This is a genomic window from Burkholderia sp. CpTa8-5 (assembly GCF_017815045.1).
Lineage (GTDB): Bacteria > Pseudomonadota > Gammaproteobacteria > Burkholderiales > Burkholderiaceae > Burkholderia > Burkholderia sola.
The window spans coordinates 284,618-310,040 of sequence record NZ_JAGIQD010000006.1 but is presented as its reverse complement, the minus strand read 5'-3'; the positions used below and the strand labels follow the sequence as shown (position 1 = coordinate 310,040).

Sequence of the window (25,423 nt, the reverse complement as noted above, 5' to 3'; positions counted from 1 at the left end):
CGCGCGCGGGCGGTGTATCGCACTGTATCGGTAGTCGGCGCGGATACAGGACATTGCAAATCTACCGCGCGCGGCGACAGGTATCGCATTTCCGGTTTCATCCCTAGAATCGGCGTCATGGTTTTCCCGGGCCAAGGGATCGCGCGGGTGCGCATCGTTTTCGATATGCACCCGCCCGCCACGCAGGCTGCAACGGCCTGCCGCGCGAATCTGGCCACCGCGCGCGCCCCACCCTTTCTGCTCAGGAAAGGAGGCTTGAGACATCCTCAATTATCACGTGCCGCCGATTTGCCCACCATGTATCGGACGATCGGCGCAACCCGCATGGCAGACGCTTGCGCGAGCCCGGCGATGCCTGTCGTCGCGCCGGGCGGCCGACGTGTTACGCGGGTCGCGAACGGCCAGAGCCCGCAACACCGCATATCGATAATCAGGAGACACGATGAACAGCCAATCCCTCGACCTCGACGGCCACGCGGGCGGACCCGCGTCCGCCCGCCCGCCGGCCGCCTCCGCAGGCGCCGGCGTCGACACGGCGGCCCTCCCCGGCCGCCGCGTCACGCTCGGCGATTTCATGGACGATCTGCCGGTCGGTGCGTTGCATCGATTCGTCGTCTGGGTGATCGGCATCGGGTTGTTCTTCGACATGTACGAGATCTTTCTCGTCAGTACGATCGGCTCCGCGTTGCAGCACGAATACGGGCTGAGCCGACAAAGCGCCGATTTCAAGCTGTTGCTGGCGTCCGCGTTCATCGGCATGTTCGTCGGCGCGATGTGCCTGGGCAGCCTGGCCGACCGTATCGGCCGACGCAAGGCGTTCCTGCTCACGCTCGGGTGGTACAGCGCGTTCTCGCTGGTCGGCGCGTTTTCGGTGAACGCCGACATGCTCGTGGCCTGCCGTTTCCTGACCGGCATCGGCGTCGGCGCGATCTATCCGGTTGCCGACAGCTTCCTGTCCGAAATCCTGCCGAAGGACAAGCGCGGCCGGCTCGCCGCGTGGGCCTATACGACTTCGTATGTCGCGGTGCCGCTCGTCGGCTTTCTCGCGCTGTGGCTGAACCCGCTGCATGTGGCGGGCGTCGCCGGCTGGCGCATCATTCTCGCGATCGGCAGCCTCGGCGCCGTGTACGTGCTGTTCGTCCAGCACCGGCTGCCGGAAAGCCCGCGCTGGCTGCTCGCGCAAGGCCGCACGGCCGAGGCGCACGCGGCGCTGCGGCGCTTTGCGGAAAGCGCCGGCGTGCGCGCGCCCGAACACTTCGCGGAACCGGCCGAGCCGCAGCGGCCGCTCGGGCTCGGCGAGCGCATCGCGCTGCTGCGCCGCCAACCGTATGGCGCGCGCTACCTGATGCTGGCGATCTTTCACCTGTTCCAGGGCTTCGGCTATTACGGATTCGGCACGCTGGCCGGCACGGTCGTGAAGAGTCGCGGTTTCGACGTGACGGACAGCACGCTGTTCATCGCGCTATCGTTCATCGGCTATCCGATCGGCTCGCTGCTGTCGATTCCGCTGCTCAACTGGATCGAGCGCCGCACGCTCGTGATCGTGTCGATCCTGTCGATCGCGGTGTTCGGGCTGTGCTTCGCGTATTCGGGCAATACCGTGCTGATCGTCGGCTTCGGATTCCTGACGACGTGCGCGTCGAACGTGTTCAGCAACGCGTATCACGTGTATCAGGCCGAGATCTTCCCGGCACGCGTACGCTCGACGGCGATCGGGAGCACCTATGCGCTGTCGCGCATCGTCAGCGGCGCGCTGCCGTTCGTGTTGCTGCCGGTGCTCGTCAACTACGGCGCGGGCGCGATGTTCGGCGTGATCTCGGCCGCGCTCGGCGTCGTCGCCGTCACGCTGCGCGTGCTGGGGCCGCTGACCACGCGGCGCAGCCAGGATGAGATCAATCCGGTTTGACGCGGCAGTCGGCACGGAGCGCACGGGCGCATGCCCGTGCGTCGCCGTTTCATCGCACCATCGCACCATCGCATTCACCGCGCCGACATGAAATCAAACAGCTTCGCGACGTCGGTCGTCAGCACCGTGTCGGCCTTCACGCCGACCCACAGCGTGCGCGTTGCCCACGCGTCGTCGAGCTTCACGACACCGAGCCGCGCCGCGCGCTCGCCGGTCACCGCGTCGCGCGGCAGCACGCCGATGCCGAGGCCGGCCTCGATCATCCGGCTCACACCGTCGAAATTCGATACCTGGATCCGCAGCTTCAGCGAGCGCTCGGCCGCGAACGCGGCGTCGGTCATCCGCGCGAGCAGCGAGCTGCCGTCGCTCAAGCCTACGTAGTCCTCGTCGAGCGTATCCGCGAAGCGGATGCTGTCGCGCGCGGCGAACCGGTGCGTGCGCGGCACGAGCAGCACGAGTTCGTCGCGCCGGTACAGCCGCCGGTCGATGCCGGGCGCCGGCACGTTGTCGGCGAATACGCCGAGATCGGCCTTGCCCGACGCGAGCGCGTCGACGATCTCGTGGCTCAGCCGCTCCTCGAGACTGACCTTGATGCCGGGGTGGTCGGTGAGGAACGCGGCAAGATCGGCGGGCAGGAACTGGACGATCGCTGACGTATTGGTCCACACGTGGATATGGCCGCGCACGCCGGCGACGTAGTCGCTCATCTCGTGCGCCATCCGGTTCACCTGCTCGATCACCTTCGCCGCATGATCGAGCAGCGCGCGGCCCGCGGGCGTCAGCTCGACGCCGCGCGCATGCCGGACGAACAGCGCGCTGCCGGTCACGCTTTCGAGTTCGGCAATGCGCTTGCTGACCGCGGACAGCGTGAGCTGGCCGTGTTCGGCCGCCTTCGTCAGGCTACCGTGCTCGGCGACGAGCGCGAACACGCGCAGCGACTGCAGATCGAAATGAAGCGGGTTCACCATGTCGTGGAATCCTGGAAGGCCGTGCCGGGGTATGCCGTCAGCGCGCCGGCCTGACGCCGATCATACGCCGGGCCGTGCGCGTGCGATATGGCGGGATATGGCCCGGCTAGCGCGGCGCGATTGCATGCAAGGCGTCGAGCATCGCGCCGTCCGGCGTCGCGAGATCGTCGAGCACCGCGAAGTGCTGCATGCCGCGCAGCCATGTGCGGACGATCCGCTCGCCGGCGGCTTCGCACGCCGTCGCGTAGACGTCTGCTTGCCGGATGAGTTCGGGCAGTTCGGCGTCGCCGACCGCAATGACGGTCGGGGCGCCGGGCCCAATGTGATGCAGCGGACTGTATGCGTCGACTTCGCGCGCGGTGAGCTGCAGCTTGTCGTTCAGGCAGCACAGCGCGATCGGTTTGAGATCGACGAGCGGGCTGATCGCGAGTGCCGACACGACGGCCGGATGCGCGCGATGCATGGCCGTCAGGTGGCCACCCGCCGAATGGCCGCTCAGGTGGATCGGCCGCCCCGCGGTGCCGAGGCCGTCGCGGTCGGCCGCGAGATGGTCGAGCAGCGCGCCGATCTCGCCGACGATATCGGTCATCGTCGCGACCGGCGCGAGCGAGTATTCGGCGAGCACGACGTCGTAGCCACGCGCGAGCGGCCCGCTCGCCGCATACGCGAAATCCTCTTTCGCGCAGTGCTGCCAGTAGCCGCCGTGAATGAACACGAACAGCGGCGCGTCGGGCTGTCCGCACGGCAGCCAGTCGAAGCGCTGCGCGGGTTGCGCGCCGTAACGCAGGTCGCGCCGGCCGGGCGTTGCCGCGTACAGCGCCGCGCTGCGCGTCTGGCATGACGCCAGCAACGCGGGGAAATCGGGAACGGCCTTCGTGTTCAGGTACGCGGCGTCGAGCGCCGTGCGGTCCATGCCGCGATAGAGGATCGTCATTCGGAAAGCGCCTGGATCGGGTTGCGGATGCGCGCGGCCGGTGGGTTCCGTGCGCGGCGAAGGCGGCGGCCGCGCCGACGCCGTGGCGCCATTATCCGCAGCGCGGCCGCGCACGGCTATCCGGAATCGGCGGGCGCGGCGCCTGCGTGTCCGCTTTCGGCGAAGGATTGTGGCGGCGTGCGCGCAGCGTGCCGGTGCTCGCGCGGCCGGTCAGATCGGTTCGGAGATTTCGATCAGGTTCAGGTCGGGATCGCGCACGTAGACCGAGCGGATCTTCTGCGTCGCGCCCGTGCGTTCGACGGGCCCTTCGACGATCGGCCAGTCGACGCGCCGCAGGTGCGCGATCACGTCGTCGAGCGGGACCGACGCGATGAAGCACAGGTCGAGCGCGCCCGGCACCGGCACGTGCGCTTTCGGCTCGAATTCCGCGCCGCGCACGTGCAGGTTGATCTTCTGGTTACCGAAACGGAACGCGAGCCGGCCCGCGCCGAAGGTGTCGAGCTGCATCTGCAACACCTCGGTGTAGAAATGCTTCGTCCGCTCCGGATCGACGCAGGTCAGCACGAGATGATCGAGGTGATCGATCAGCGCCATGGGATTCGCTCCTGTTTCTGTTGACGTTCACGAGAAAGCGCGTTGCGCGGGCATGTCGCAGGTATCGGCGCGCGGGGGCGGATGAAGGTCCGAGCGGCGCCCGGCCTTCAAGATCTGGCTCGGCACGTCGTGCCCGATCAGCGCGGGCAGCCGCGCCGACGCGGCGAGCACGGCCACGAGGTCGATGCCCGTATCGTAGCCGTCGAGTTCGAGCATGTGCACGAGTTCCTCGGTGCACGCGTTGCCGGTCGCGCCCGGCGCATACGGGCAGCCGCCGAGCCCGCCAAGCGACGCATCGAAGCGGTCGATGCCGGCGTCGAGCGCCGCGAGCGTGTTCGCGAGCGCCATCCCGCGCGTGTTGTGAAAGTGCAGCGTGAGCTGCAACGCCAGGAAGCGCTCGCGTGCGCGGCGCGACAAGTCGCGCACCTGCGACGGAAACGCCATGCCCGTCGTGTCGCACAGCGTGAAGCCGTGCACGCCGAGATCCGCGAAGCGCTGCATCCACGCGAGCACCGTTTCGGCCGGCACGTCGCCTTCCATCGGGCAGCCCATCGCGGTCGACAGCGACACGTTGATCGCGACACCCGTGCCGCGCACCGCGTCGATCACGTCGCGCAACTGCGCGAACGACTGCTCGCGCGTCATCCGCAGGTTCGCGCGGTTGTGGCTCTCGCTCATCGACATCACGAGGTTGACCTCGTCGACGCCGCACGACAGCGCGCGCTCGGCGCCGCGCACGTTCGGCACGAGCACCGTATAGACGACGCCCGGCGCGCGCGCGATGCCGTGCATCACGGCTTCCGCGTCGCGCAGCGCGGGAATCGCCTTCGGCGACGTGAACGACGTGACCTCGATCTTCGCGTAGCCGCAGGCGCTCAGCGCGTCGACGAGCGCGATCTTGTCGTCGGTGTCGACGAACGCCGCTTCGTTCTGGAAACCGTCGCGGGTCGCGACTTCGTGAATATGGAGTCGTTGCGGATGGAGGTTCATGTCTTCGTCCCGGTGGTCGTTTCAGATCACGCCGCGCGTGCGCCAGTCGTCGCGGGTCGCCGCGTCGATGCCGAGCGATTCGAGCACCGCATCGGTATCCGCGCCGAGCGCGGGCGCCGGCCGCTCGATGCGCCCGGGCGTCGCGTCGAGTTTCGGCACGATGCCCGGCACGAGCACCGGGGTGCCGTCGGGCAGCGCGGCGTCGACGATCATGTCGCGCGCACGGTAGTGCGGATCGGCCGCGATGTCGGCCACGTCGTAGATGCGCCCGGACGGAATGCGCGCGTCGTTCAGCGCGGCGAGCACGTCGTCGAGGTCGTGACGCGCGCTCCATTCGCCGATCGCCGCATCGATGCGCGCGACCTGGGCGACGCGCCCGTCGTTGTGCGCGAGCGCCGGATCGTTGCCGAGATCGGGCCGGCCGATCAGTTCCATCAGGCGCCGGAAAATGCTGTCGCCGTTGCCGGCGATCAACGCGTACCGGCCGTCGCGGCAGCGGTACGCGTTGGTCGGTGCGATGCCCGGCAGGCTGCTGCCGGCCGGCTCGCGCACCGCGCCGAACGCCGCATATTCGGGCAGCAGGCTTTCCATCATGTTGAACACCGATTCGTACAGCGCGACGTCGACGACCTGCCCCTTGCCGCCCTGCTGTTCGCGATGCCGCAACGCGAGCAGCACACCGATCACGCCGTGCAGCGCGGACAGCGAATCGCCGAGCGAGATGCCGACGCGTACCGGCGTGCGGCCCGGCTCGCCGGTCAGGTGGCGCAGGCCGCCCATCGCCTCGGCGATCACGCCGAAGCCGGGGCGGTCGCGATACGGGCCCGTCTGCCCGAAGCCCGACACGCGCAGCATCACGAGCCCCGGGTTGATCGCGGACAGCGCGTCCCAGCCGAGCCCCCAGCCTTCGAGCGTGCCGGGCCGGAAGTTTTCGATCAGCACGTCGGTGTCGGCGACGAGGCGGCGCACGACATCCTGCCCTTCGGGCGTGCGCAGGTCGAGCGTGAGCGAGGTCTTGTTGCGCGACTGCGCGGCCCACCAGACCGACGTGCCGTCGTGCAGCAGCCGCCATTTGCGCAGCGGATCGCCGACGCCGGGCGGCTCGACCTTGATGACCTCCGCGCCGAATTCGGCGAGCATCCGGCCCGCGAACGGCCCGGCGATCAGTTGGCCAAGTTCCAGCACGCGGATGCCGTCCAGGGGGCGTGTCATGACTGTCTCCGATGAAATCGTGTTGTCGATGACGACGATCATGACGGCGTTCGCGCGCGGCGAAAATCGATCGATGGTCAACCAGACTTTCCGAAACGGAAAGGCGGACGACGGCGCGAGTGCGCTATCGGCCAGGTGTGACGCGCCAGCCTTTCCATCCGGGAAAGCACGCTCCCGCAACGGTCAAACGGCGGCGCGCGCGCCGCGCGCAGAATCGGATCCGTTCCGCGCCGCCGGGCGCCTGTCAGCGAGACCCGCCATGTTTTCCGTTTCTTCTCCCGCGAAGATCGTGTTCCTCGATCGCGCGACGCTGTCGCCGCAGACCGTGCTGAAGCCGTTTCCGTTTCCGCACATGGTGCAGACGTTCGACCGGACGGCCGCGCACGAAGTCGCGGCGCGCATCCGCGATGCGGACATCGTCGTGACCAACAAGGTGCGGCTCGATGCGACAACCGTCGCCGACGCGCGGCGGTTGCGGATGATCGCGATCGCCGCGACCGGCACCGATATCGTCGATCTCGATGTATGTGCGGCACGCGGCATCGTCGTGAGCAATATTCGCGGCTATGCGATGCGTACGGTGCCCGAGCACACGTTCGCGCTGATCTTCGCGCTGCGCCGCAGCCTCGTCGCGTATCGCGACGCGGTACGTGGCGGGCGCTGGCTCGACAGCGGGCAGTTCTGCTTCTTCGATCATCCGATTCGCGACCTGGCCGGTTCGACGCTCGGGATCGTCGGCGACGGCGTGCTCGGGCGTGCGGTGGCCGCCATCGCGCGGGCGCTCGACATGCGCGTGTTGTTCGCCGCGCACGACGACGCAGCGGGCGACGGTTATGCGCCGCTCGACACGCTGCTGCGCGTCAGCGACGTGATCACGCTGCACTGTCCGCTCACGCCCGCGACGCGGCATCTGATCGACGCACATGCGTTCGCGCGGATGGCGCGCCGGCCGCTGCTGATCAATACCGCGCGCGGCGGGCTCGTGGACGAAAGCGCGCTCGTCGACGCGTTGCAGTCGGGGCAGATCGCAGGCGCGGGATTCGACGTGGTTACGCAGGAGCCGCTGCCGGCCGCGCATCCGTTTCACGCGATCCTGTCGCATCCGGCGTTCATCCTGACACCGCATGTCGCATGGGCCAGTGACGAAGCGATGCAGGCGCTGGCCGATCAGCTCGTGGACAACGTCGCCGCGTTCGTCGGTGGCGAGCCGCGGCATGTCGTGTGATACGCGCAGACATGCACAAACAGAACGGCCCCGCTCGATTGCTCGAAGCGGGGCCGACCGGATGCGGGGCTGCTTATGCCGGCGACTCGGCACGTAACGGGTTCGTGCATTCGCCGCTGTCTTGCGGCCGGTTTCCGAATACGTGACGAGACGACTTCAGGGCATTGAGACCGGCAGTGACGTCGCCCAAGCCCGAAAAGCGGAAAGCCGGCTCAGTAAGCGGACATCTCGACGCAAGGGTCGACCTTGGACGGCGAGCAGATGACCGAGTACTTGGCGCTCTCGCGCATCAGCGCTTCGCCTTCGTGCAGTGCGATCCTGATCTCGGGGTGACGCTCGTACGCGAGGAAGGCCGAGCACACGACGGCGGACATCACGACGAGGGAAAACACAAATTTTTCAAGGGTTTGGAAGCGTTCAGGCATGGTATGACCTTTCTCTCATGGCCGGAATTATACCTTGAGATAAGGGTTTTCCCTATAACCCTGGCTGCATACCGAGGATGCGTTCAAACGAGATAGGCGCGATGCTCGCGCCCTTTTTTATCGGGAAAAAGCAGCAGTGCGGTCCAGGCTGGCCGCCCTCGCGTCACTCCGCCGCCGACGCGCCGCTCGCCGCATTGCCCGGCCAGGCCTTGCCGATATGGTCGATCAATGACTTCGCGGTGCCCGTCACGAGCGCCGCATCGACGCCGGACGTCTGCCATGAGCCGTCGGCCGCCTTCACGAAGGTCAGGTTCGCGCGCGACGGCGAGTAATCGGCATTCCGCCACGTGACCACGACGTCGCACGAGTACGTGCGGTCGCCGAGCTTCTTGCAGTCGCCGTCGGGTTTCGCCGACACGACGTCGGCCGACACGGGCAACGGCTGGCCGAACAGCGCGTTCAGCCCGCCGTGGTTTTCGGCCTCGAGCGCGCGGCGCACGGCGGCGTCGACGTCGCTCGATCCGGGACCGTCGTGGAGCAGATTGCAGGCGGCCAGCAGCGTCGAGGCACCGGCGAGTGTCAGCAGCGTTTGAAACTTCATGGATATTCGTCGATCGGGTGAACGCCGCGTAGTCTGCAACGTCCGCGTATCGTGCGCGGTATCCATTTGTAACCAATTGCACGGCGGCCCGGGCGCGTCCGTTGCCGCCCTCGCCTACTGCCGCTCCTGCTTCACGCGGCTCACGAGCTGGGTCGGACTGACGAACTGCAACGCGATCACGACCCACACGAGCGTGATGGCCATGTAGATCATCGCCATCGCGTCGATCGACTGCGGCGCGCGCACGCCGGTCGAGAACACCGCGTAATACAGCGCGACGACGAGCGTCTGCGTGCTCGGCCCCGCGGTGAAGAACGTCAGTTCGAACATCCCGATCGTGCGCACCAGCACGAGCAACCCGGCCGCGAGCATGCCGGGCACGAGCAGCGGCAGCAGCACGTAGCGGAAATAGCGCGACGTGTTCGCGCCGAAGATACGCGCGGCGGCTTCGAGATTCGGGTCGATCTGCTCGATGAACGGCGTCATCACGAGGATCACGAACGGCAGCGCCGGCACGAGGTTCGCGAGGATCACGCCCGGCAGCGTGCCCGCCAGCCCGATCTTGTACATCACGGTCGCCATCGGAATCCCGTAGGTGACGGGCGGCACCATCAGCGGCAGCAGGAACACCAGCAGCGCGAAGCGCTTGCCGCGAAACTGTACGCGCGCGAGCGCATACGCGGCCGGCACGCCGAGCGCGATCGACAGCAGCACGACCGCGCCGACGACCTCGACGGTCACCCACAGCACGCTCGCGAGCTGGAAGTCTTCCCACGCCTTCGCATACCAGTGCAGCGTGAAGCCCTGCGGCAGCGGCGTGCCGAACCAGCGCGTCGCGACCGAGTTCACCGCGACGGTCGCGATCAGCAGCATCACGTTCAGCAGGAAGAACGCCATCAGCCCCCAGACGAGCGCCTTCCATGCGCGGCCGGCGAGATTGCTTTTCATCCGGTGCGGTTCCCTTGCGTCGACGGGTCGCGCATCGGGCGCGTCGTGCTTCGGCGGCCACGTGCGAGCGGCATGATTGTCGGTCGCCATCAGCCCTTGCCTCCCGTGACCGCACCCGTATAGAAGAAGCGGCGCGCGCCGAGCATCGACGCGACCACCAGCAGCTGCACGAAGCCCATCACGATCGCGATCGCCGACGCGAGCGAATAGTCGTAGCTCTCGAACGCGGCTTCGGCCGCCGCGATCGAGATCACGCGCGTCGGGCCGGCCGGCGCGCCGAGCAGCACGGCCGACGGGAACACCGAGAACGCCTGCACGAACGACAGGCACGCGGCCATCGTGAGCCCCGGCACGAGCAGCGGCAGGTAGATCCGGCGAAACTGCTGCCACGGGTTCGCGCCGAGCGTCGCGGCTGCGCGCGCGAGCGTCGGGTCGATGCCGCTGATGTACGACAGCATCAGCAGGAACGCGAACGGAAAGCCCGACACGATCAGCGACAGCAGCACGCCCCAGTAGTTATGCGTGAGACGCACTTCGTCGGTGTACAGGTGCAGCCCCTGCAGCGCCTGCGGAAACCAGCCGTTCGGCCCGAAATACGTGAGCATCCCGTCGGCGACGAGCACCGTGCCGAGCGTGACGGGAATCACGAGCAGCGTCGTGACGAACTTCTGGTACCGCGAACTGCGGCGTAGCGCGAACGCGACGGGCACCGCGATGCCGACGTTGAGCAGCGTCGCGGGCACCGCGAGCTTCAGCGTGACGAGCACGGTCGGCCACATCGCGGTGTCGGTGAAGAACTGCACGTAGTTCGCGAGCGCGCCGCCGCCGTTCGTCGGCTGGAACGACAGCACGAGGCCGTACGCGAACGGATAGATGAACAGCGCGGCGATGAACGCGAGCGCCGGCGTGACGAGCCACGCCTTCGCATCGCGCGGCGTGCCGCCGGTCGCGAGCGTGCTCATGCGGCCTCCGGGCGAGGTACCCCCGCGCATGCCGATTGGCGCAGCCCGTTCATTGCACGTCTCCCGCATAGACGAGCGCGCGCGCCGGCGCCACGCGCAGCCGCAGCGCCTCGCCTTGCGCGAACTCGCCGGCCACGCGCGCCCAGATTGGGCCGAACGGCGTGATCGCGCGGATCAGCGAGTCGCGGCCGCCGTATTCGACCGTCTCGACGGTCGCGTCGAACGCATTGTCGGCACCCGCTTCCGCGCGCTCGATGTCGTCGGGGCGCAGCGCGATCACGACGTCCTTCGCGTCGAAGCCGGCCATCGGCACGCCGAGGAGGCGCACGCCACCGGCTGTCACCCGAACGCCGTCGCCGGCCATCCCTTCGAGCGTGAACGGCAGCACGTTGCGATAGCCCATGAAGCGCGCGACGTGCAGGTTGTGCGGACGCGTGTAGACGTCCTTCGGCGACGCGACCTGCTGCACGACGCCCTCCTTCATCACGACGATGCGGTCGGCCATCGACAGCGCCTCGTCCTGGTCGTGCGTGACGTAGATCGTCGCGCGTTCGAGCTGCGTGTGGATGCGGCGGATCTCGGCGCGCATCTCGATGCGCAGTTTGGTGTCGAGGTTCGACAACGGCTCGTCCATCAGCACGAGCGGCGGCTCGATCACGATCGCCCGCGCGATCGCGACGCGCTGCTGCTGGCCGCCCGACAGTTGCCCGGGCAGCTTGCCTTCGTGACCGACGAGCTGCACGAGCTCGAGCGCCTGCTGCGCGCGCCGCCGCGTTTCCTGCTTCGCCACGCCGCGCATCTTGAGGCCGAAGCCGACGTTGTCGAGCACCGACATGTGCGGAAACAACGCGTAGTTCTGGAACACCATCCCGAAGCCGCGACGCTCGGGCGGCAGCACGTCGATGCGCGTGTCGTCGAGCCAGATGCCGCCGCGCGTGAGCGGCTGCAGCCCGGCGATGCAGTTCAGCGCGGTCGATTTGCCGCAGCCGGACGGGCCGAGCAGCGCGATGAATTCGCCGCGCCGGATCTCGAGGTCGAGGCCGTTCAGCGCGGCAACCTGCGCGCCTTGCGCATTGGTGAAACTGCGGCACACGCCGTCGAGCCGCAACCGTTCGAAACTGTGCTTCATGTACGCGAACTCCGTCGGCGCGGGCGCCCGAGCGCCCGCGGGTTCATGCGTTATTTCGATTTCTGCGAACCGATCTCGCGGTCCCACTTCTGAAACGCGGCGACCATCGCCTGCGCGTTGAGCGGCTGCACGTGCGGACGATCGGCGAGCAGCTTCGCGTATTCGGGGCGGCCGAATTTCCTGATCACTTCCTGGCTGTGCGCGGGCGCCATCTCGAGCGTCACGCCCTTCACCGCCGGGCCCGGATAGAAGTAGCCGTCGTCGTAGGTCGTCGCCTGCTGCGCCGGCTCGAGCAGGAAATTCATCAGCTTGAACAGCACGTCGAGCTTTTCCTTCGGCACGCCCTTCGGGATCACCATGTAGTGCGCGTCGTTGACCCACGTCATGTTGTCGAACGCCTGGACTTTGAATTCGGCCGGTACGATGCCGAGCGCGCGCGGGTTGAGATCCCAGCCGGTGACGGTCACGGTCATGTCGCGCGTGCCCTCGCCGAGCTCCTTCATCACCGCCGACGTTCCGCCCGGGTAATACGGCACGCAGTCGTTCAACTGTTTCAGGAATGCCCAGGTCTTGTCCCAACCGTTGATCGGGTCCTGCGGATTCTTGTCGCCGAGCACGTACGGCAGCCCCATCAGGAACGTACGGCCGGGGCCCGAGTTCGCCGGGCGCGCATAGATCAGCTTGTTCGGGTGCGCCTTGCACCATGCGAGCAACTGGTCGGGCGTCTTCGGCGGGTCGGAGACCTTCGCCGGGTTGTATTCGAGCAACGGGCCGGCCGGCATGTAGGTGACTTCGAGGCCGAAGCCCTGCGCCAGATCCTGCATCTTGCGCGGGCCGGGCGCGTACTTGTCGAGCACGCCGGGGAGCGCGGCTGCGTTGTCGGGCAGGAGCTTCTGCCACAGGTTCTGTTCGATGCCGGCGGCCAGCGCGTCGGTGCCCGTCAGCACGAGGTCGATGTCGGAGCGCCCCGCCGCCTGCATCGCCTTGATCTTGCCCGGCAACTGCGGCGCGGGTGCGTTTGTGAACGTGACGTTCGCGACGAGGGTCGGGTTCTTCTCCTTGAACGCCTCGATGGCCTTCTGCGTGAGCTGCAGGTTGCCTGCGACGTCGACGATGTTCAGCGATACGGGGGCCGCAACGGCCGCGCCGGCCGACAGCGTGAAGCCCAGGGCGAGTGCGATCCGGCGGACACGGCGAGCGATCGGGGTGGTGTTCATGTCTCCTCACTTCGGTCGGTGGATGGGACCTTTCTTGTCAGGAAATCATGACGGCGTTATACGATGTCGGTCAACAAAAAACCACGGGATGCGGGGCGGGACTTTCCCTGACAAAAAGCTTCCGGGAAACATCCGAATGCGGCATGTAACCAGTCGGCCAGTTTGGCGCGCCGCACACATTTTGCGTGTTAGGACGTCGTATGTTGGCGTGATGCGGACTGAAACGGGTTCCTTGGTGCATTGCCAAATGGCACGTTAGACGGCGGGTACCCGGATAAGAAGCCCAGCGATGCACGCCGTTGAACGATTGATCTACGGCGATGGGTACGAGGATGGGTGACTCGCGGTCGTCAACGGCGTTGGGAGAGTTCCCGGACCGCGCTGAAATATTCGGCCAGTTCCTCGCTGGTTACCGTGCCGTCAGCCACATCGACCATAAGATCTTCAAGATCGGCGCGACGGGGAATCGTAATCCCCTGTCGCTCCATATAAGTCAACGCGCAGGTGAGATCGGTACGCTTGTTGGCATCGTTGAACACATGTCCTCGTGCGACGGCAACTGCATAGGTGGCGGCAATGCCGAATACGTCGTCGAGCCCGGCGTAATGCGCATGATTGTCCACGCGATGCAAGGCCGCCGGCATGAGCCAATCCGTTCAGTCCGCCCAGATCCCGGATGATCTCGTCATGGATCGTGATGACGTAATCGAGGTCGAGCAAATCAACGATCCTTCAATGCGATCGGCACGTCTCGGTGCTCGGAAATGACTTTTCGTGCGGCCCGCAGCACGTCACCTTTCTCGGTTTCCGTACAAGCGCTGAAGCGCCCGAATCAGGCCGGGAACGTCAGGCCGCCGGGGTGCAAAGGGGTTTTTCCGAGCGCCGCCACCTCCCCGATCCACCGCTCCGCATCGCGCCACTCGCCGTAGCCGGATGCCGGGTTCAGGTGCCCGACCTCGCCGAGATCGACGAGCCGGCTGCCCCACCCGGCCGCCAGCGTCTCGACGCGGTCGAAGCGCGCGAGCGGATCGTTGCGGCTCGCGGCGACGATGCTCGGGAACGGCAGCGGCCCGGTCGGCACCGGGGTCCAGCCGTGCGCGGCGAGCGCGTCGGGCGTCGGATAGCCTGCGGGCATCGGCGTATCGAGATCGGCCGGCGCCGCGAGCAGCGCCCCGTGAATCGCGCGCGTGGCCTGCCGTGCCCAATGCGCGACGATCATCACGCCCGCGCTGTGTGCAACGAGGATCACCGGCCCGTCGATCGCGGCGAGCGCCGCATCGAGTGCCGCGACGCGCGCGGCGCGGCTCAGTTTGTCGGCATCGAGCGGCGCGACGGAGCGTGCGTTCGGCACGCGTCGTTCGAGATGCGTCTGCCAGTGGTCTTCGACGTGATCGCGCAAGCCGGGCACGATCAGGATGGTGGGCGTGGTCGCCAGGGTCATGCAGCCTCCAGGAAGCGTTCGGGAAGAGAGTTCAGGAAAGTCGTGTCGCGCGCCGTTCGCGTTCGACGCGCGCGAGATCGGCCGCATAGCTCGCGCGTCCGACCGCGAACAGCACGGCCGCCGCGAGCGGCACGACCGGAATCCACTGCAGTGCGCCGACGAGCCCGGCGCGATCGGCCGCCCACCCGGTCAGCAGCGGGCCCGGCGCCATGCCGAGCAGGTTGTTCGCGAGCGTGAGCGTCGCGAACGCCGACGCGTGGATCGCGGCCGGCGTGAGGTTCGCGACCATCGCGCCCGATGCGCCGGACGCGCCCGCGCCGACCAGCATGCCCGCGCAGATCAGCGCGAGCTGCAGCGGCCCGGGCGGCAACCGGAACGCAACCGCGAGGCACACGCCGGTGAGCACGCAATATGCGATCGCGGTCAGCCATTTGCGCGAGCCGTCGGCCCGCCCGACGCGGTCGGTGACGATCCCGCAGCCGACCATCCCGACGCCCGCGAGCAGCACGAAGCCGGCCGCGACGACGGCCGCGCGGTCGGGCGCCATCGCGTAGTAGCGGTTCAGGTAGCTCGGCAGCCACGCGAACAGCGCGCCGGGCACGAACAGGTGCAGCCCGCTGCCGACATACGCGCAGATCACCGAGCGCGACGCGAACAGCCCCGACATCAGCGCGCGCACGCTGCCGCGCAGGTCGCGCGGTGCGTCGGCCTCGCGCCGGCACGGCTCGACGCGGCACGCGGCGAGCCGCCGCTCGGTCACGATGCAGCGATACGCGACGAGCAGCACGATGCCGAGCGCGGCCATCACGCCGAACGACCAGCGCCAGCCCAGATGCGCGCCGACCAGCCCGCCGAGCGCCATCCCGAACACGGAACCGAATGCGCCGCCGGCCATGAACGCGCCGGTCAGCGTCGCGCGCAGCCGGGCCGGAAAGATGCTGAGGATCAGCGCGACGCCGACGCTGCCGTACGCGGCTTCGCCGAGCCCGACGAGGCCGCGCGCGACCAGCATTTCCGCGTAGTGGGTCGACAGCGCGCAGCCGAGCGTCGCGACGCTCCACAACGCGGCCATCAGCACGATGCTGCGCACGCGCCCGAAGCGGTCGGCCAGCACCGACAGCGGGAACGTCAGCAGCCCGACCAGCAGCGCGACGACGCCGGACAGCGAACCGAGCTGCGTGTCCGACAGCGCCCATGCGTGCTTGAGCAGCGGAAACACCGCATTGAGCACCTGCCGCGACATGTAGTCGGACAGCAGCAGCCCGACGGTCAACCCGAACACGAGCCACGCATACGCAGGCGCGCGCCGCTCGGTGGCCGTCAGGTCCTGCAGCGACGGCTCGACGTGATGAATCAACATGCGTGTCTCCTCCGGCGCCGGGGCGGCAATGCCCCGGCGCGGCTTGCGCGGCCCCGCTCCGTTTCGGGGAGCTTGCCTCGCGCCATACCGATACGCGAGGATGGGTGCCGCGCCACATCGATCGGCGGGCGGCGCTCGCGGGCCGCCCGGTGCGCTATGCGTCAGGCCGCGCGCAGCGGCACGCTCACCTGGCCCGGCCGGCGGTTCGGCGCCATCCCGAGCTGCGCGAGCGTTTCGTCGACGCCGTCGTACTGCACGCCGATCCGGTAGATCGCCTTCGCGTCCTTGCCGGTCGCGATCTCGCGGCCGAGTTCGCGGGCGATCCGCACGCACTGCTCGACCTGTTGCACCGACGTCATCCGGTTGCCCTTCTGGTCGATGATCGTGTCCTCGATCCCGCAGCGCGGATGCAGGCCGAGCGCCATCGCGACCGTGTTGATCGGCAGCACGTTCTTCATCAGCGATTCGAGCGTGATGCACGCGCCGTCCGGGCAACGCCGCACGAATTCCATGAAGTTGTACGGATTCGGACCGTCGAAACCGCCGCCGATGCCGACCCACGTGACGTTCAGCGGGCCGCGATAGACGCCGCGCCGGATGATCCGTTCGAGCGTTTCGAGCGCGTGCATGCCGGTGAGCTGGAAATGCGGCTGGATGCCGGCCGCCTGCAGGCGGCGCAGGTGCTCGTCGACCCAGCCGGGGCCGGCCGGCACCGTCATCTCGCGATAGGCGTCCCACAGCGCGTTTTCGTTCAGCGACGTGCCGGCGATGTCCTTGCGGCTCATCAGCTCGGTGATGTTCATCTGCACGGTGTTGATCGCGACCGTCACCTGGTCGGGCTTCGGCGTCAGCTCGGCGAGCATGTGGCGCGTGTCGTCGGACAGCCATTTCGCCTCGGCGCCGTCGCCTTCCGGCGCGAACGAGATCGAGCCGCCGACCTGCAGGATCATGTCGGGCACCGCCTCGCGCAACCGGCCGAGCAGTTCGTTGAATTTCGACAGCCGCTTGCTGCCCTTGCCGTCGAGCTCGCGCACGTGCAGGTGCAGCACCGTCGCGCCCGCGTTATAGCAGTCGACGGCCTTCTGCACGTGCTCGTCCATCGTCACCGGAATGTCTTCCGGAAAATCGGCGGGCATCCATTCGGGGCCGTACGGCGCGACCGTGATGACCACCTTGTGCTGGTTTTCCGGGTGCAGCGAATCGTCGAGAAATTGCATGTCGTCCTCCAGTGGGAATCGTTGTGTGTCGGGCGTACGACGCGTACAGGCGTGCGTACCCCGCCGCGCCGGGCGGCGAGCCCGGCGCGTCGTGTATCGGGTGGCGAATCGGTTAAGCCGCGCTCGCGCTCAGAACGGCACGTCGCCGACGATGCCCGCGCGCTCCATCCGGCGCACGCACGGCGGGTAGTCCATCACCGCGTAATGCTGCGTGCTGCGGTTGTCCCAGATCGCGACGCTGTTCTTCTTCCAGCGCCAGCGCACCTGGTATTCGGGGATATAGGCCTGGCTGATCAGGTACTGCAGCAACTGGCCGGCGCCGGGGTTCGCGTCCTGCCCGACGCGCACCCGCGCCGGCGTGTGGAAGTTCGTGAAATGTGTCGCGAACGCGTTCACGTACAGCACCTTCTCGCCGGTTTCCGGATGCGTGCGCACGACCGGATGCTCGGCGTCAGGATACTGCGCCTTCAGCGCGAGCCGCCTGTCGATCGGCATCGCCGCGCCGAAGCTCGCCTCGATGCTGTGGCGCGCGCGCAAGTCCGCGACCTGCTGCTTCACGTGGTCCGGCAGGCGCTCGTACGCGAGCACCATGTTTGCCCACATCGTGTCGCCGCCAACCGACGGACCGTCGATGCAGCGCAGCACGCAGCCGAACGGCGGCGCCACGCGCCAGCTCGCATCGCTGTGCCACGCATTCTCGTAGCGGTCGTTCGGCTGGTCGGGCGACTTGTAGATCCGCACGAGCCCCGGGTGCTCGGGATCGCTGCCGGCGACCGGATGATCCTCGAGTTCGCCGAAGCGCCGCGCGAACGCGACGTGCTCGGCGCGCGTGATGTCCTGGTCGCGCAGGAACAGCACGCGGTGCCGGAGCAGTTGCGCGCGGATCTCGGCGAACAGGCCGTCGTCGTGCACGGCGTCGGCTAGGTTCACGCCGAGCAGCTCCGCACCGATCGCACAGGTCAGGGGTTCGACTCGCATGCGCGCCTCCTCAGACGATGAACACCGATGAACCGGTGGTCTTGCGCGATTCGAGATCGCGGTGCGCCTGCGCGGCGTCCTGCAGCGCATAGCGCTGGTTGATCTCGATCCGGATGCGGCCGGCCGCGACGTGCGCGAACAGTTCGCCGGCCAGGTCGTTCTTCTCGGCCGGATCGGCGATGTAGTCGGCCAGCGCCGGGCGCGTCAGGTACAGCGAGCCCTTCATCGCGAGGCGCTGCGGATCGAACGGCGGGATCGGGCCCGACGCGGTGCCGACGCACACCATGAGCCCGCGCCGCTTCAGCGAATCGAGCGAGCCTTCGAAGGTGTCCTTGCCGACGCTGTCGAACACGACGTCGACACCCGCGCCATCCGTCAGTTCGCGCACGCGCTTCGCGACGTCCTCGCGGCTGTAGTCGATCGTATGGTCGCAGCCGTGTGCGCGGGCGATCGCGGCCTTGTGTTCGCTGGAGACGGTGCCGATCACCGTGAGCCCGAGCAGCCTCGCCCATTGCGACACGATCAGCCCGACGCCGCCGGCGGCCGCGTGCAGCAGGATCGTGTCGCCCGGCGCAAACGCGTGAATGCGGCGCAGCAGGTAGGCCGACGTGAGGCCGCGCATCGTCATGGCGGCGGCCGTTTCGCACGCGATGCCGGCGGGCAGCCGGACGAGCGGCGCGGCCGCGATCAGCCGTTCGGTGCTGTACGCGCCGAGCGTGTTCAGGAAGCCCGTGTACGTCACGCGGTCGCCGGCGGCGACGTTCGTCACGCCGGGGCCGACGGCCTCGACCACGCCGGCCGCCTCGACGCCGATGCCGGCCGGCAGCGGCACCGGATACAGGCCGCTGCGGAAATACGTGTCGGCGAAGTTCAGGCCGACCGCCTCGTGCCGCAGGCGCACCTGACCGGGGCCCGGATCGCCGACGTCGACCGCCTCCCAGCGCAGTACGTCGGGGCCGCCGGTTTCGTGGAATCGCACTGCATGAGCCATCTTGTTCTCCGTAAGTCGTCAGTCCGATGCGCGGCGCGCATCGGCGGGTTCGTTCGTGCGTGGCGGCGTCGCGGGTGCGCCGTCCGCCAGCGGTTCGTCCAGTCCGGCCCAGTCGGCGTCGACGAGGTAGCGCCGCGCGGCCGGGAAAATCACGCCTTCCATCCGCCCCATCTGCTCGAACGTGCCGTGCGCATAGCGGGCCAGCGCGGTGTCGAACGCGGCCGACGGCAGCCCGTCTTCGGCGAGCCGGGCGAGCGCGCCGAGGGTTTGCGTGTCGCGCTGCCGCTGGCGGTCGAGTTCGTCCAGTTCGGCCGCGACGCACTCCGCCCGGATGCGCAATGCCGCGAAGAGCCGCGCTTCGTCGGCCGTGCCGAAGCGGGCGTTCTGCAGTGCGGCGAGCGAAGCCAGCGCATCCCGCGCATCAGCCGCTTGCCGCTGCGGCGCATGCGCGGCGTCGCCGGACGCCATCAGCGCCTCGAGCAACACGCCGACCGCGCGATGCGCATCGAGACAACGCGCGATCACGCGCGCCGCGGCGGGCGCCCGGTGCGACGGGCACACGAGCACCGGCACGCCGCTCGTCGCGAGCAACTGCCGCCGCCGTGCGCGGGCCGCCGCATCGGCGTCGGGCGGCAGCGCGGCGACGCCGATCAGGTCGCAGCCGAGCTCGTCGGCGAGCGCGCCCGGCGATGCGTCGCCGGCTCCCGGATGGCCGGCCCCCGGATGGCCGGCCCCCGGATGGCCGGCCCCAGCGATCGCATGGGACAGGCCCTGCGCCCGCGCGGCGGCTTCCACTTTCGCACCGTGTCCGGGCGGCCGCGCTCCGGATAAACGCGAGTCCGGCGCGGCGGCGGACAGCACGAACGTGACCCGCGCGCCGACCGCGCGCGCCAGTTCGAGCGCATCGCCGATCGCGTCGATGCCGCCGGGCGCGCCGTCGACCGTCACGAGCAGATGGCGGTACATCGTGCCGCTCCGCTTATCCGGCGCTCGGCGCGTGACGCTTCGCGCCGGTCGATACGATCTTCATGGGTGCCCTCCTCGTGGCGTTCGTCATGCATCGGAACCCATGCTATCGACGCCGCGCCCGGGCGGCCCCACTCGGCGCGGGGGGGATTGACGCGCGAACGCGGTTCGACCGATCCTTCCGCCAAGCCCACCCCGGACGCTGGCCCGCGTGGCCGCGCCGGACCCCACTGCTGCCCCGATGGCCTACCCACCCGATCGCGCCGACGCGCCCCCCACCGAACTCGTGCTGAAGACGACCGCGCCGCGCGTGCCGGCGCAGCTGCTCGCGCGTGCGCGGCTGAGCCTTGCCGCACCGGCGTTCGGCGGTCGCCCGGTCACGCTGGTGCAGGCGCCGGCCGGTTACGGCAAGACCTCGCTGCTCGCGCAATGGCGCCGCGAAACCGTCGCGCTCGGCCGCGCGGTCGTGTGGCTGTCGGCCGACGAGCGCGACGACGCGCCACGGCTGCTGCAGGGGCTCGTGCAGGCGGTGCGGACCGGCTGCGCGCGGCCAGGCTTCGGACGGTTGATCCCGGGCGGCGCGGCGCGTGCGCTGGACGGGCTGACCGCGTGGCTGGCCGAGGTCGCGCAACTGTCGATGGAGGCGTTGCTGATCGTCGACGACGCGGAGCGGCTGCCGGCCGCCGGTCTCGATGCGCTGACCTACGTGCTGCACAACGCGCCGCAGAACCTGCATGTCGTCGTCGCGGCGCGGCGCGGGCTCGATCACGCGGCCGGCGACCTGCTCGCGGGCGGCCAATGCACGCTGGCAGGCCCCGACTGGCTGCGTTTCACGCTCGATGAGACGATCGCGCTGGTCGGCGCGCGCTTCGCGCAGCGGGTGGACGCCGATGCGTGCGCGCGGCTGTTCGAGCGCGTCGACGGCTGGCCGCTCGGGCTGCAGCTCGCGATGGCCGCGATGGCGCGCTCGGCCGATCCGCGCCAGGCGGTCGATGCGCTCGCCGCCCGCGTGGACGGCACGCGCGACCGGCTCGTCGAGCTGCTGCTCGCGAACCTGTCGGCCGACGACACCGCGTTCCTGACGCGCACGAGCGTCGCCGATCGCCTGCATCCGTCGCTGTGCGCGGCGCTGCTCGACGACGCGCGCGCGCCCGATCGCCTCGCGCGGCTCGCCCGCGACACGCCGCTGTTCATCGCATCGGACGATTCGGACTGGTGCCGGCTGCACCCGCTCGTGCGCGACACGCTGCGCGATCGGCTGGCCGCGCGCGCCGACGTCGAGCGCAGCACGCTGCACGCTCGCGCGGCGAGCTGGCTCGACGCGCACGGGATGACCGAGGAAGCCGCGCGCCACGCGTATGCGGCCGGCCAGGTCGAGACCGCGTACGCGCTCGCGCAGCGCTGCCTCGAGGATGCGATCAAGCAGGGCCGCATCAACGACGTGCTCGACTGGCTCGCGCTGCTGCCCGATGCGGAGCTCGACAAGCGCCCGACGCTGCGGATCGCGGTCGCGTGGGCGCTGGCGCTCGGCGAGCGCCATGTCGAGGCGCGGCGCCAGATCGCGGGCATCCTGGCCGACGACGGCACGCCGGCCGCGATGCGCTACGAATGCGCGCTGATCCTCAGCGCGGCCGCGTATTACGCTGATGAAATCGATCGCTTCGTCGAACTGTTCGAGCCGTGGGCCGACTTCACGCCGCCGGCGGCGACGTGGCTCGCGCAAATGCATGCGAACCGGCTGTCGGCGCGCGCGATCATCGTCGGCGAACCGGCGCAGGCGCGTCGCTTCCAGCAGGCCGCCCCGCGCGGCGAGACGGCGGCCGGATTCGGCTACGTCGCGCGCTGGGGCGAACTGATCGCGGGCCTGAGCTACCTGCGCGAAGGCCAGATCCGGCTCGCGGACGACGTGCTGTCGCCGGCGCTGGCGCGCGCGGAAACCGATCTCGGGCGGCGCCATCCGCTGACCTGCATGCTCGCGGCGATGTGCGCGGCGATCGCCTACGAGGCCGATCGCGTCGACCAGGCCGCCGCGCTGCTCGCGAACCGGCTCGACGTGCTCGAACACGCGGGCACGCCCGACACCGTGCTGCTCGGCTATCGCACGGCCGCGCGCATCGCGCTGCTGCGCGGCGTCGAGCATCGCGCGATCGACTTGCTCGAGGCGCTCGACGCGATGGGCGTCGCGCGGCGGCTGCCGCGCCTGTCGGTCGCGAGCGTCGCCGAGCAGGTGCGCATTCACGCGGCGCGTTATCGCGAGGCGACGTGCCATGCACTGGTCGAGCGGATCGATGCGATCGCCGCGGCCGAATTTCCGGCGCACGGGCCGCTGTGGCGGCGCCCCGTCGTGCTGCTGCAGGCGACCGCGCATGCATACGCGGCGCTGGCCGCGCGCCGCTGGGACGACGCATGCGCGGCGCTCGACGAAGCCGCCGTGCTGGCCCGCGAAATGAGCATGGGCCGCGAGCGCATCGAGATCATGGCGCTCAGCGCGTTCGCGCTCGACCAGTCGGGGCGTGGCGGCCGTGCGCTGCTCGACGAGGCGATGAACCTCGCGGACATGTTCGGCCTCACGCGCACGCTCGCCGATGCGCATCCGGCCGTGGCCGACTGGGCGCGCCGCGTCGGCGACGAGGCGGCCGCCGGCGACGGCCCCGCGCGGCACGCGCTGCCGCAGCCGCGCATCGTGCCGCCGGCCCCGCGCGGCGCGACGAGCCCGCGCGCGGTGCCGAGCGTCGTGCTGACGCCGAAGGAGCGCGCGATCCTCGAATTGCTCGCGCGCAACCTGTCGAACAAGGAGATCGCGGTCGCGCTCGCCGTCGGCGAGGAAACCGTGAAGTGGCACCTGAAGAACCTGTTCGGCAAGCTCGACGCGAGCTCGCGCAAGCATGCGGTGCGCCGCGCGCTGGTGCTCGGGCTGCTTGAAAACGCGCCTTGACACCTGTCCGAGCCGGACGCCCATAGCGGCGTAGCTGTCCGCCCCCCTTCAATTCTCCGCAACCCTGCCCCCCGCGCATGGGGGGGAGCGGTTGCCTGCCGTTGCGTAGTCTTTCCGCACGGCTCGCCCCGGCGCGCATGTCGCGCCTTGCCGCCGGCCTCGCTGCTTCCTCGCTTTACCCGCTTTACCCGGCCGGGCTCGATCCCGTCCGGGCCAATGACGATCCTGGAGACTTCGATGAAGACGAAACTGGCCGCGCTCGCGGCGCTTGCCGGCTGTTCGGCGCTCGCGCATGCGCAATCCTCCGTCACGCTGTACGGCGTGATCGACACGGGGCTGCTGTACCAGAGCACGTCGGCCGCGTCGTTCAGCCCCCGCGCGCCGAACACCGGCAAGGTGTTCCGGATGAAGGACGGCGGCATCTATTCGAGCTTCTGGGGCATCCGCGGCAGCGAGGACATCGGCGGCGGCTACAAGATCAACTTCAAGCTGCAGGGCTCGTTCGACAGCGGTACCGGCAAGCTGCAGCTGAGCGACACACCCGGCGCCGTCGCGATCTTCAACCAGGTCGCGTCGCTCGGCGTGTCGGGCCCGTTCGGTTCGTTCACGGCCGGCCGCCAGATCGTGCCGATGATCTATGCGATGGCCGACACCGACGTGCGCAATGCGCAGTTCTTCGGCAGCGTGCTGACCGCGTGGCTCGGCCTGAACACCGCGGCCGGCTGGCCGGGGACGAGCACCAACGGCTCGATCGGCGCGCTGTACGACAGCAATGCGCTCGTCTACCAGTCGCCGACGTTCGCGGGCGCGTCGATCGCGCTCGAATACGCGCCGGGCGGCGTCGCGGGGCAATTCCAGGGCGGCACGCGCGAATCGGTCGTGCTCAAGTATGCGAACTACGGGCTGACCCTGTCGGCCGTCTACTACAACGGTCACGACACGAACCCGGCGCCGGGCGTCGCGCCGACCGGCGTCGACAACAATCGCTTCGTCTACGTCGGCGCGAAATACACGATCCGCGATTTCTCGGTGTCGGCGTCGTACGGCAACGGCCGGAATCCGTCGCATGCGGACAAGGTCAACCTCGACATGCTGTCGGCTGGCGTCGGCTATCGCTTCACGCCTTTCCTGCAGGTGAGCTCGGCCGTGTATTACCTGAAGGATCGCAACGTCTCGGCGAACAAGTCGACGGCGGTCGTGCTCGCGGCCGACTACAGCCTGTCGAAGCGGACGACGGTCTACGCGCAGGTCGGCCACGTGAACAATCGCGGCACGATGGCCCAGATGCTCGTGTACGGGCAGCCGGTCGCGCCCGGCGTCGGCACGACGGCCGCGATGGTCGGGCTGCGGCACAACTTCTGATGGCTTCGGCGGTGCGGGCGCGTGCGCAGCCGGCGCCTGCAGCGATTCCGGGGATCGGCTACAGTGGGCGTTTTCGGCGCGCTCCGGCCCGCCGCCGCGCCGTGGATCGTGTTCGGGCGCGGCAGCGCGAACGCAGCGCGGATCATTCACTTCGACGAGCGAACCTTCATGCCCGATCTGTCCGCCTTCCCGATCACGCAAAAGTGGCCGGCCCAGCATCCCGACCGCCTTCAGCTCTACTCGCTGCCGACGCCGAACGGCGTCAAGGTGTCGATCATGCTCGAGGAAACCGGCCTGCCGTACGAGCCGCACCTCGTGCGCTTCGACACGAACGACCAGTTGTCGCCCGAATTCCTGTCGCTGAACCCGAACAACAAGATCCCGGCGATCATCGATCCGAACGGCCCCGACGGCCAGCCGCTGCCGCTGTTCGAATCGGGCGCGATCCTGATCTATCTCGCGGACAAGACGGGCCAGCTGATCCCGAAGGATCTCGCGGGCCGCTACGAGACGATCCAGTGGGTGATGTTCCAGATGGGCGGCATCGGGCCGATGTTCGGCCAGGTCGGCTTCTTCCACAAGTTCGCCGGGCGCGATTACGAGGACAAGCGACCGCGTCAGCGCTACGTCGACGAGTCGAAGCGCCTGCTCGGAGTGCTCGACGCCCATCTCGCGAACCGCCAGTGGGTGATGGGTGATACCTATACGATCGCCGATATTGCGATCTTTCCGTGGGTGCGGAACCTGGTCGGCTTCTATGAGGCGGGCGATCTGGTCGGGTTCAGCGAATTCCGGAACGTCAAGCGGGTGCTTGACGCGTTTGTTGCTCGTCCGGCTGTCGCGCGGGGGCTCAATATTCCCGCGCGGGGCTGATCGGTTACGCGGGCGCACCACGTGCGGCCCGCGCCCTGCGACCTGCCACGCCCGCCGCATTGTGCGGCGGTTTTTTTTGGGTCATCGCGAATTTTCGGGGAACGCTGGGAAGACTGTCGGTCTTCGGCCATGAGGCGCCATTCGACCGTCGCGTAGTGAGGTCATTCGGTTGTCGGCTCCACCCCGCAA

General features: G+C 68.8%; 23 protein-coding genes. 5 read left to right on the top strand and 18 right to left on the bottom strand.

Features of this window, described 5'->3' with window-relative positions:
* The first annotated feature begins 442 nt into the window (after positions 1-442).
* Positions 443-1,906, top strand: a complete 1,464-nt coding sequence (locus J8I35_RS12740; protein WP_209925659.1) for an MFS transporter — start codon at positions 443-445, stop codon at positions 1,904-1,906.
* 74 nt (positions 1,907-1,980) lie between these two features.
* Here J8I35_RS12740 and J8I35_RS12735 read toward each other — a convergent pair whose 3' ends face one another.
* From J8I35_RS12735 to J8I35_RS12715, 5 genes are all read right to left on the bottom strand, one after another.
* A complete protein-coding gene (locus J8I35_RS12735; RefSeq protein WP_089488446.1) occupies positions 1,981-2,874 on the bottom strand; it encodes a LysR family transcriptional regulator in 894 nt (297 codons plus the stop codon).
* 106 nt (positions 2,875-2,980) lie between these two features.
* The gene (locus tag J8I35_RS12730; RefSeq protein ID WP_209925657.1) at positions 2,981-3,808 is read right to left on the bottom strand and encodes an alpha/beta hydrolase; all 828 of its coding nucleotides are present in this window, start codon (positions 3,806-3,808) and stop codon (positions 2,981-2,983) included.
* Between the two features lie 210 nt (positions 3,809-4,018).
* On the bottom strand, positions 4,019-4,402 hold the full coding sequence (locus J8I35_RS12725) for a VOC family protein (protein ID WP_050012659.1): 384 nt from the start codon (positions 4,400-4,402) through the stop codon (positions 4,019-4,021).
* Positions 4,403-4,429: 27 nt separating this feature from the next.
* Positions 4,430-5,392, bottom strand: a complete 963-nt coding sequence (locus tag J8I35_RS12720; RefSeq protein ID WP_209925655.1) for a hydroxymethylglutaryl-CoA lyase — start codon at positions 5,390-5,392, stop codon at positions 4,430-4,432.
* Positions 5,393-5,413: 21 nt separating this feature from the next.
* Positions 5,414-6,604, bottom strand: coding sequence for a CaiB/BaiF CoA-transferase family protein (locus J8I35_RS12715; RefSeq protein WP_089488651.1), 1,191 nt, complete (start codon positions 6,602-6,604; stop codon positions 5,414-5,416).
* Between the two features lie 259 nt (positions 6,605-6,863).
* Here J8I35_RS12715 and J8I35_RS12710 point away from each other — a divergent pair, with 259 nt between their 5' ends.
* Positions 6,864-7,829, top strand: coding sequence for a D-2-hydroxyacid dehydrogenase (locus J8I35_RS12710; RefSeq protein WP_209925691.1), 966 nt, complete (start codon positions 6,864-6,866; stop codon positions 7,827-7,829).
* A gap of 212 nt (positions 7,830-8,041) precedes the next feature.
* On the opposite strand, the gene J8I35_RS12705 is transcribed toward J8I35_RS12710, so the two are convergent.
* The 13 genes from J8I35_RS12705 to J8I35_RS12645 all read right to left on the bottom strand — a co-directional run bounded on the left by J8I35_RS12705 (position 8,042) and on the right by J8I35_RS12645 (position 20,064).
* Positions 8,042-8,254 carry a hypothetical protein gene (locus J8I35_RS12705; RefSeq protein ID WP_046545736.1) on the bottom strand — a complete coding sequence of 71 codons (213 nt, stop codon included), beginning with the start codon at positions 8,252-8,254 and terminating at the stop codon, positions 8,042-8,044.
* Between the two features lie 163 nt (positions 8,255-8,417).
* Positions 8,418-8,855 (bottom strand): hypothetical protein, encoded by a 438-nt coding sequence (locus J8I35_RS12700; protein ID WP_124640261.1) that lies wholly within the window; start codon positions 8,853-8,855, stop codon positions 8,418-8,420.
* A 114-nt stretch (positions 8,856-8,969) separates the two neighbouring features.
* The gene (locus J8I35_RS12695) at positions 8,970-9,893 is read right to left on the bottom strand and encodes an ABC transporter permease (RefSeq protein WP_089488443.1); all 924 of its coding nucleotides are present in this window, start codon (positions 9,891-9,893) and stop codon (positions 8,970-8,972) included.
* On the bottom strand, positions 9,893-10,765 hold the full coding sequence (locus tag J8I35_RS12690) for a sugar ABC transporter permease (RefSeq protein WP_050012653.1): 873 nt from the start codon (positions 10,763-10,765) through the stop codon (positions 9,893-9,895). The genes J8I35_RS12695 and J8I35_RS12690 overlap by 1 nt, the downstream gene beginning before the upstream one ends.
* A gap of 49 nt (positions 10,766-10,814) precedes the next feature.
* Positions 10,815-11,894: an ABC transporter ATP-binding protein gene (locus tag J8I35_RS12685; protein WP_050012695.1), complete on the bottom strand. Its 1,080-nt coding sequence runs from the start codon at positions 11,892-11,894 to the stop codon at positions 10,815-10,817.
* 50 nt (positions 11,895-11,944) lie between these two features.
* Positions 11,945-13,111: an extracellular solute-binding protein gene (locus J8I35_RS12680; protein WP_209925654.1), complete on the bottom strand. Its 1,167-nt coding sequence runs from the start codon at positions 13,109-13,111 to the stop codon at positions 11,945-11,947.
* A gap of 350 nt (positions 13,112-13,461) precedes the next feature.
* Positions 13,462-13,755: a type II toxin-antitoxin system death-on-curing family toxin gene (locus J8I35_RS12675; RefSeq protein ID WP_245170219.1), complete on the bottom strand. Its 294-nt coding sequence runs from the start codon at positions 13,753-13,755 to the stop codon at positions 13,462-13,464.
* 188 nt (positions 13,756-13,943) lie between these two features.
* Entirely contained in the window at positions 13,944-14,552 is a 609-nt protein-coding gene (locus tag J8I35_RS12670; RefSeq protein ID WP_209925652.1) for an alpha/beta fold hydrolase, read from the bottom strand.
* 31 nt (positions 14,553-14,583) lie between these two features.
* Positions 14,584-15,912, bottom strand: coding sequence for an MFS transporter (locus tag J8I35_RS12665; RefSeq protein ID WP_209925650.1), 1,329 nt, complete (start codon positions 15,910-15,912; stop codon positions 14,584-14,586).
* A 161-nt stretch (positions 15,913-16,073) separates the two neighbouring features.
* The gene (locus J8I35_RS12660) at positions 16,074-17,129 is read right to left on the bottom strand and encodes a 3-keto-5-aminohexanoate cleavage protein (protein WP_209925648.1); all 1,056 of its coding nucleotides are present in this window, start codon (positions 17,127-17,129) and stop codon (positions 16,074-16,076) included.
* A gap of 129 nt (positions 17,130-17,258) precedes the next feature.
* Positions 17,259-18,107 carry a TauD/TfdA family dioxygenase gene (locus J8I35_RS12655; protein WP_209925646.1) on the bottom strand — a complete coding sequence of 283 codons (849 nt, stop codon included), beginning with the start codon at positions 18,105-18,107 and terminating at the stop codon, positions 17,259-17,261.
* 10 nt (positions 18,108-18,117) lie between these two features.
* Positions 18,118-19,098 (bottom strand): quinone oxidoreductase, encoded by a 981-nt coding sequence (locus J8I35_RS12650; RefSeq protein ID WP_209925638.1) that lies wholly within the window; start codon positions 19,096-19,098, stop codon positions 18,118-18,120.
* An 18-nt stretch (positions 19,099-19,116) separates the two neighbouring features.
* Positions 19,117-20,064, bottom strand: coding sequence for a universal stress protein (locus J8I35_RS12645; RefSeq protein WP_209925637.1), 948 nt, complete (start codon positions 20,062-20,064; stop codon positions 19,117-19,119).
* 241 nt (positions 20,065-20,305) lie between these two features.
* Here J8I35_RS12645 and J8I35_RS12640 point away from each other — a divergent pair, with 241 nt between their 5' ends.
* The 3 genes from J8I35_RS12640 (at position 20,306) to J8I35_RS12630 (ending at position 25,234) form a co-directional block, all read left to right on the top strand.
* On the top strand, positions 20,306-22,999 hold the full coding sequence (locus J8I35_RS12640; protein WP_209925636.1) for a LuxR C-terminal-related transcriptional regulator: 2,694 nt from the start codon (positions 20,306-20,308) through the stop codon (positions 22,997-22,999).
* Between the two features lie 237 nt (positions 23,000-23,236).
* A complete protein-coding gene (locus J8I35_RS12635; protein ID WP_209925635.1) occupies positions 23,237-24,361 on the top strand; it encodes a porin in 1,125 nt (374 codons plus the stop codon).
* Positions 24,362-24,529: 168 nt separating this feature from the next.
* A complete protein-coding gene (locus J8I35_RS12630) occupies positions 24,530-25,234 on the top strand; it encodes a glutathione S-transferase N-terminal domain-containing protein (RefSeq protein WP_050012694.1) in 705 nt (234 codons plus the stop codon).
* Positions 25,235-25,423: the final 189 nt, after the last annotated feature.

Coding starts and splice junctions, on each gene's coding strand:
- J8I35_RS12740 (WP_209925659.1), top strand. CDS start 443: ATGAACAGCCAATCCCTCGACCTCGACGGCCACGCGGGCGGACCCGCG.
- J8I35_RS12735 (WP_089488446.1), bottom strand. CDS start 2,874: ATGGTGAACCCGCTTCATTTCGATCTGCAGTCGCTGCGCGTGTTCGCG.
- J8I35_RS12730 (WP_209925657.1), bottom strand. CDS start 3,808: ATGACGATCCTCTATCGCGGCATGGACCGCACGGCGCTCGACGCCGCG.
- J8I35_RS12725 (WP_050012659.1), bottom strand. CDS start 4,402: ATGGCGCTGATCGATCACCTCGATCATCTCGTGCTGACCTGCGTCGAT.
- J8I35_RS12720 (WP_209925655.1), bottom strand. CDS start 5,392: ATGAACCTCCATCCGCAACGACTCCATATTCACGAAGTCGCGACCCGC.
- J8I35_RS12715 (WP_089488651.1), bottom strand. CDS start 6,604: ATGACACGCCCCCTGGACGGCATCCGCGTGCTGGAACTTGGCCAACTG.
- J8I35_RS12710 (WP_209925691.1), top strand. CDS start 6,864: ATGTTTTCCGTTTCTTCTCCCGCGAAGATCGTGTTCCTCGATCGCGCG.
- J8I35_RS12705 (WP_046545736.1), bottom strand. CDS start 8,254: ATGCCTGAACGCTTCCAAACCCTTGAAAAATTTGTGTTTTCCCTCGTC.
- J8I35_RS12700 (WP_124640261.1), bottom strand. CDS start 8,855: ATGAAGTTTCAAACGCTGCTGACACTCGCCGGTGCCTCGACGCTGCTG.
- J8I35_RS12695 (WP_089488443.1), bottom strand. CDS start 9,893: ATGGCGACCGACAATCATGCCGCTCGCACGTGGCCGCCGAAGCACGAC.
- J8I35_RS12690 (WP_050012653.1), bottom strand. CDS start 10,765: ATGAGCACGCTCGCGACCGGCGGCACGCCGCGCGATGCGAAGGCGTGG.
- J8I35_RS12685 (WP_050012695.1), bottom strand. CDS start 11,894: ATGAAGCACAGTTTCGAACGGTTGCGGCTCGACGGCGTGTGCCGCAGT.
- J8I35_RS12680 (WP_209925654.1), bottom strand. CDS start 13,111: ATGAACACCACCCCGATCGCTCGCCGTGTCCGCCGGATCGCACTCGCC.
- J8I35_RS12675 (WP_245170219.1), bottom strand. CDS start 13,755: ATGCCGGCGGCCTTGCATCGCGTGGACAATCATGCGCATTACGCCGGG.
- J8I35_RS12670 (WP_209925652.1), bottom strand. CDS start 14,552: ATGACCCTGGCGACCACGCCCACCATCCTGATCGTGCCCGGCTTGCGC.
- J8I35_RS12665 (WP_209925650.1), bottom strand. CDS start 15,912: ATGTTGATTCATCACGTCGAGCCGTCGCTGCAGGACCTGACGGCCACC.
- J8I35_RS12660 (WP_209925648.1), bottom strand. CDS start 17,129: ATGCAATTTCTCGACGATTCGCTGCACCCGGAAAACCAGCACAAGGTG.
- J8I35_RS12655 (WP_209925646.1), bottom strand. CDS start 18,107: ATGCGAGTCGAACCCCTGACCTGTGCGATCGGTGCGGAGCTGCTCGGC.
- J8I35_RS12650 (WP_209925638.1), bottom strand. CDS start 19,098: ATGGCTCATGCAGTGCGATTCCACGAAACCGGCGGCCCCGACGTACTG.
- J8I35_RS12645 (WP_209925637.1), bottom strand. CDS start 20,064: ATGTACCGCCATCTGCTCGTGACGGTCGACGGCGCGCCCGGCGGCATC.
- J8I35_RS12640 (WP_209925636.1), top strand. CDS start 20,306: ATGGCCTACCCACCCGATCGCGCCGACGCGCCCCCCACCGAACTCGTG.
- J8I35_RS12635 (WP_209925635.1), top strand. CDS start 23,237: ATGAAGACGAAACTGGCCGCGCTCGCGGCGCTTGCCGGCTGTTCGGCG.
- J8I35_RS12630 (WP_050012694.1), top strand. CDS start 24,530: ATGCCCGATCTGTCCGCCTTCCCGATCACGCAAAAGTGGCCGGCCCAG.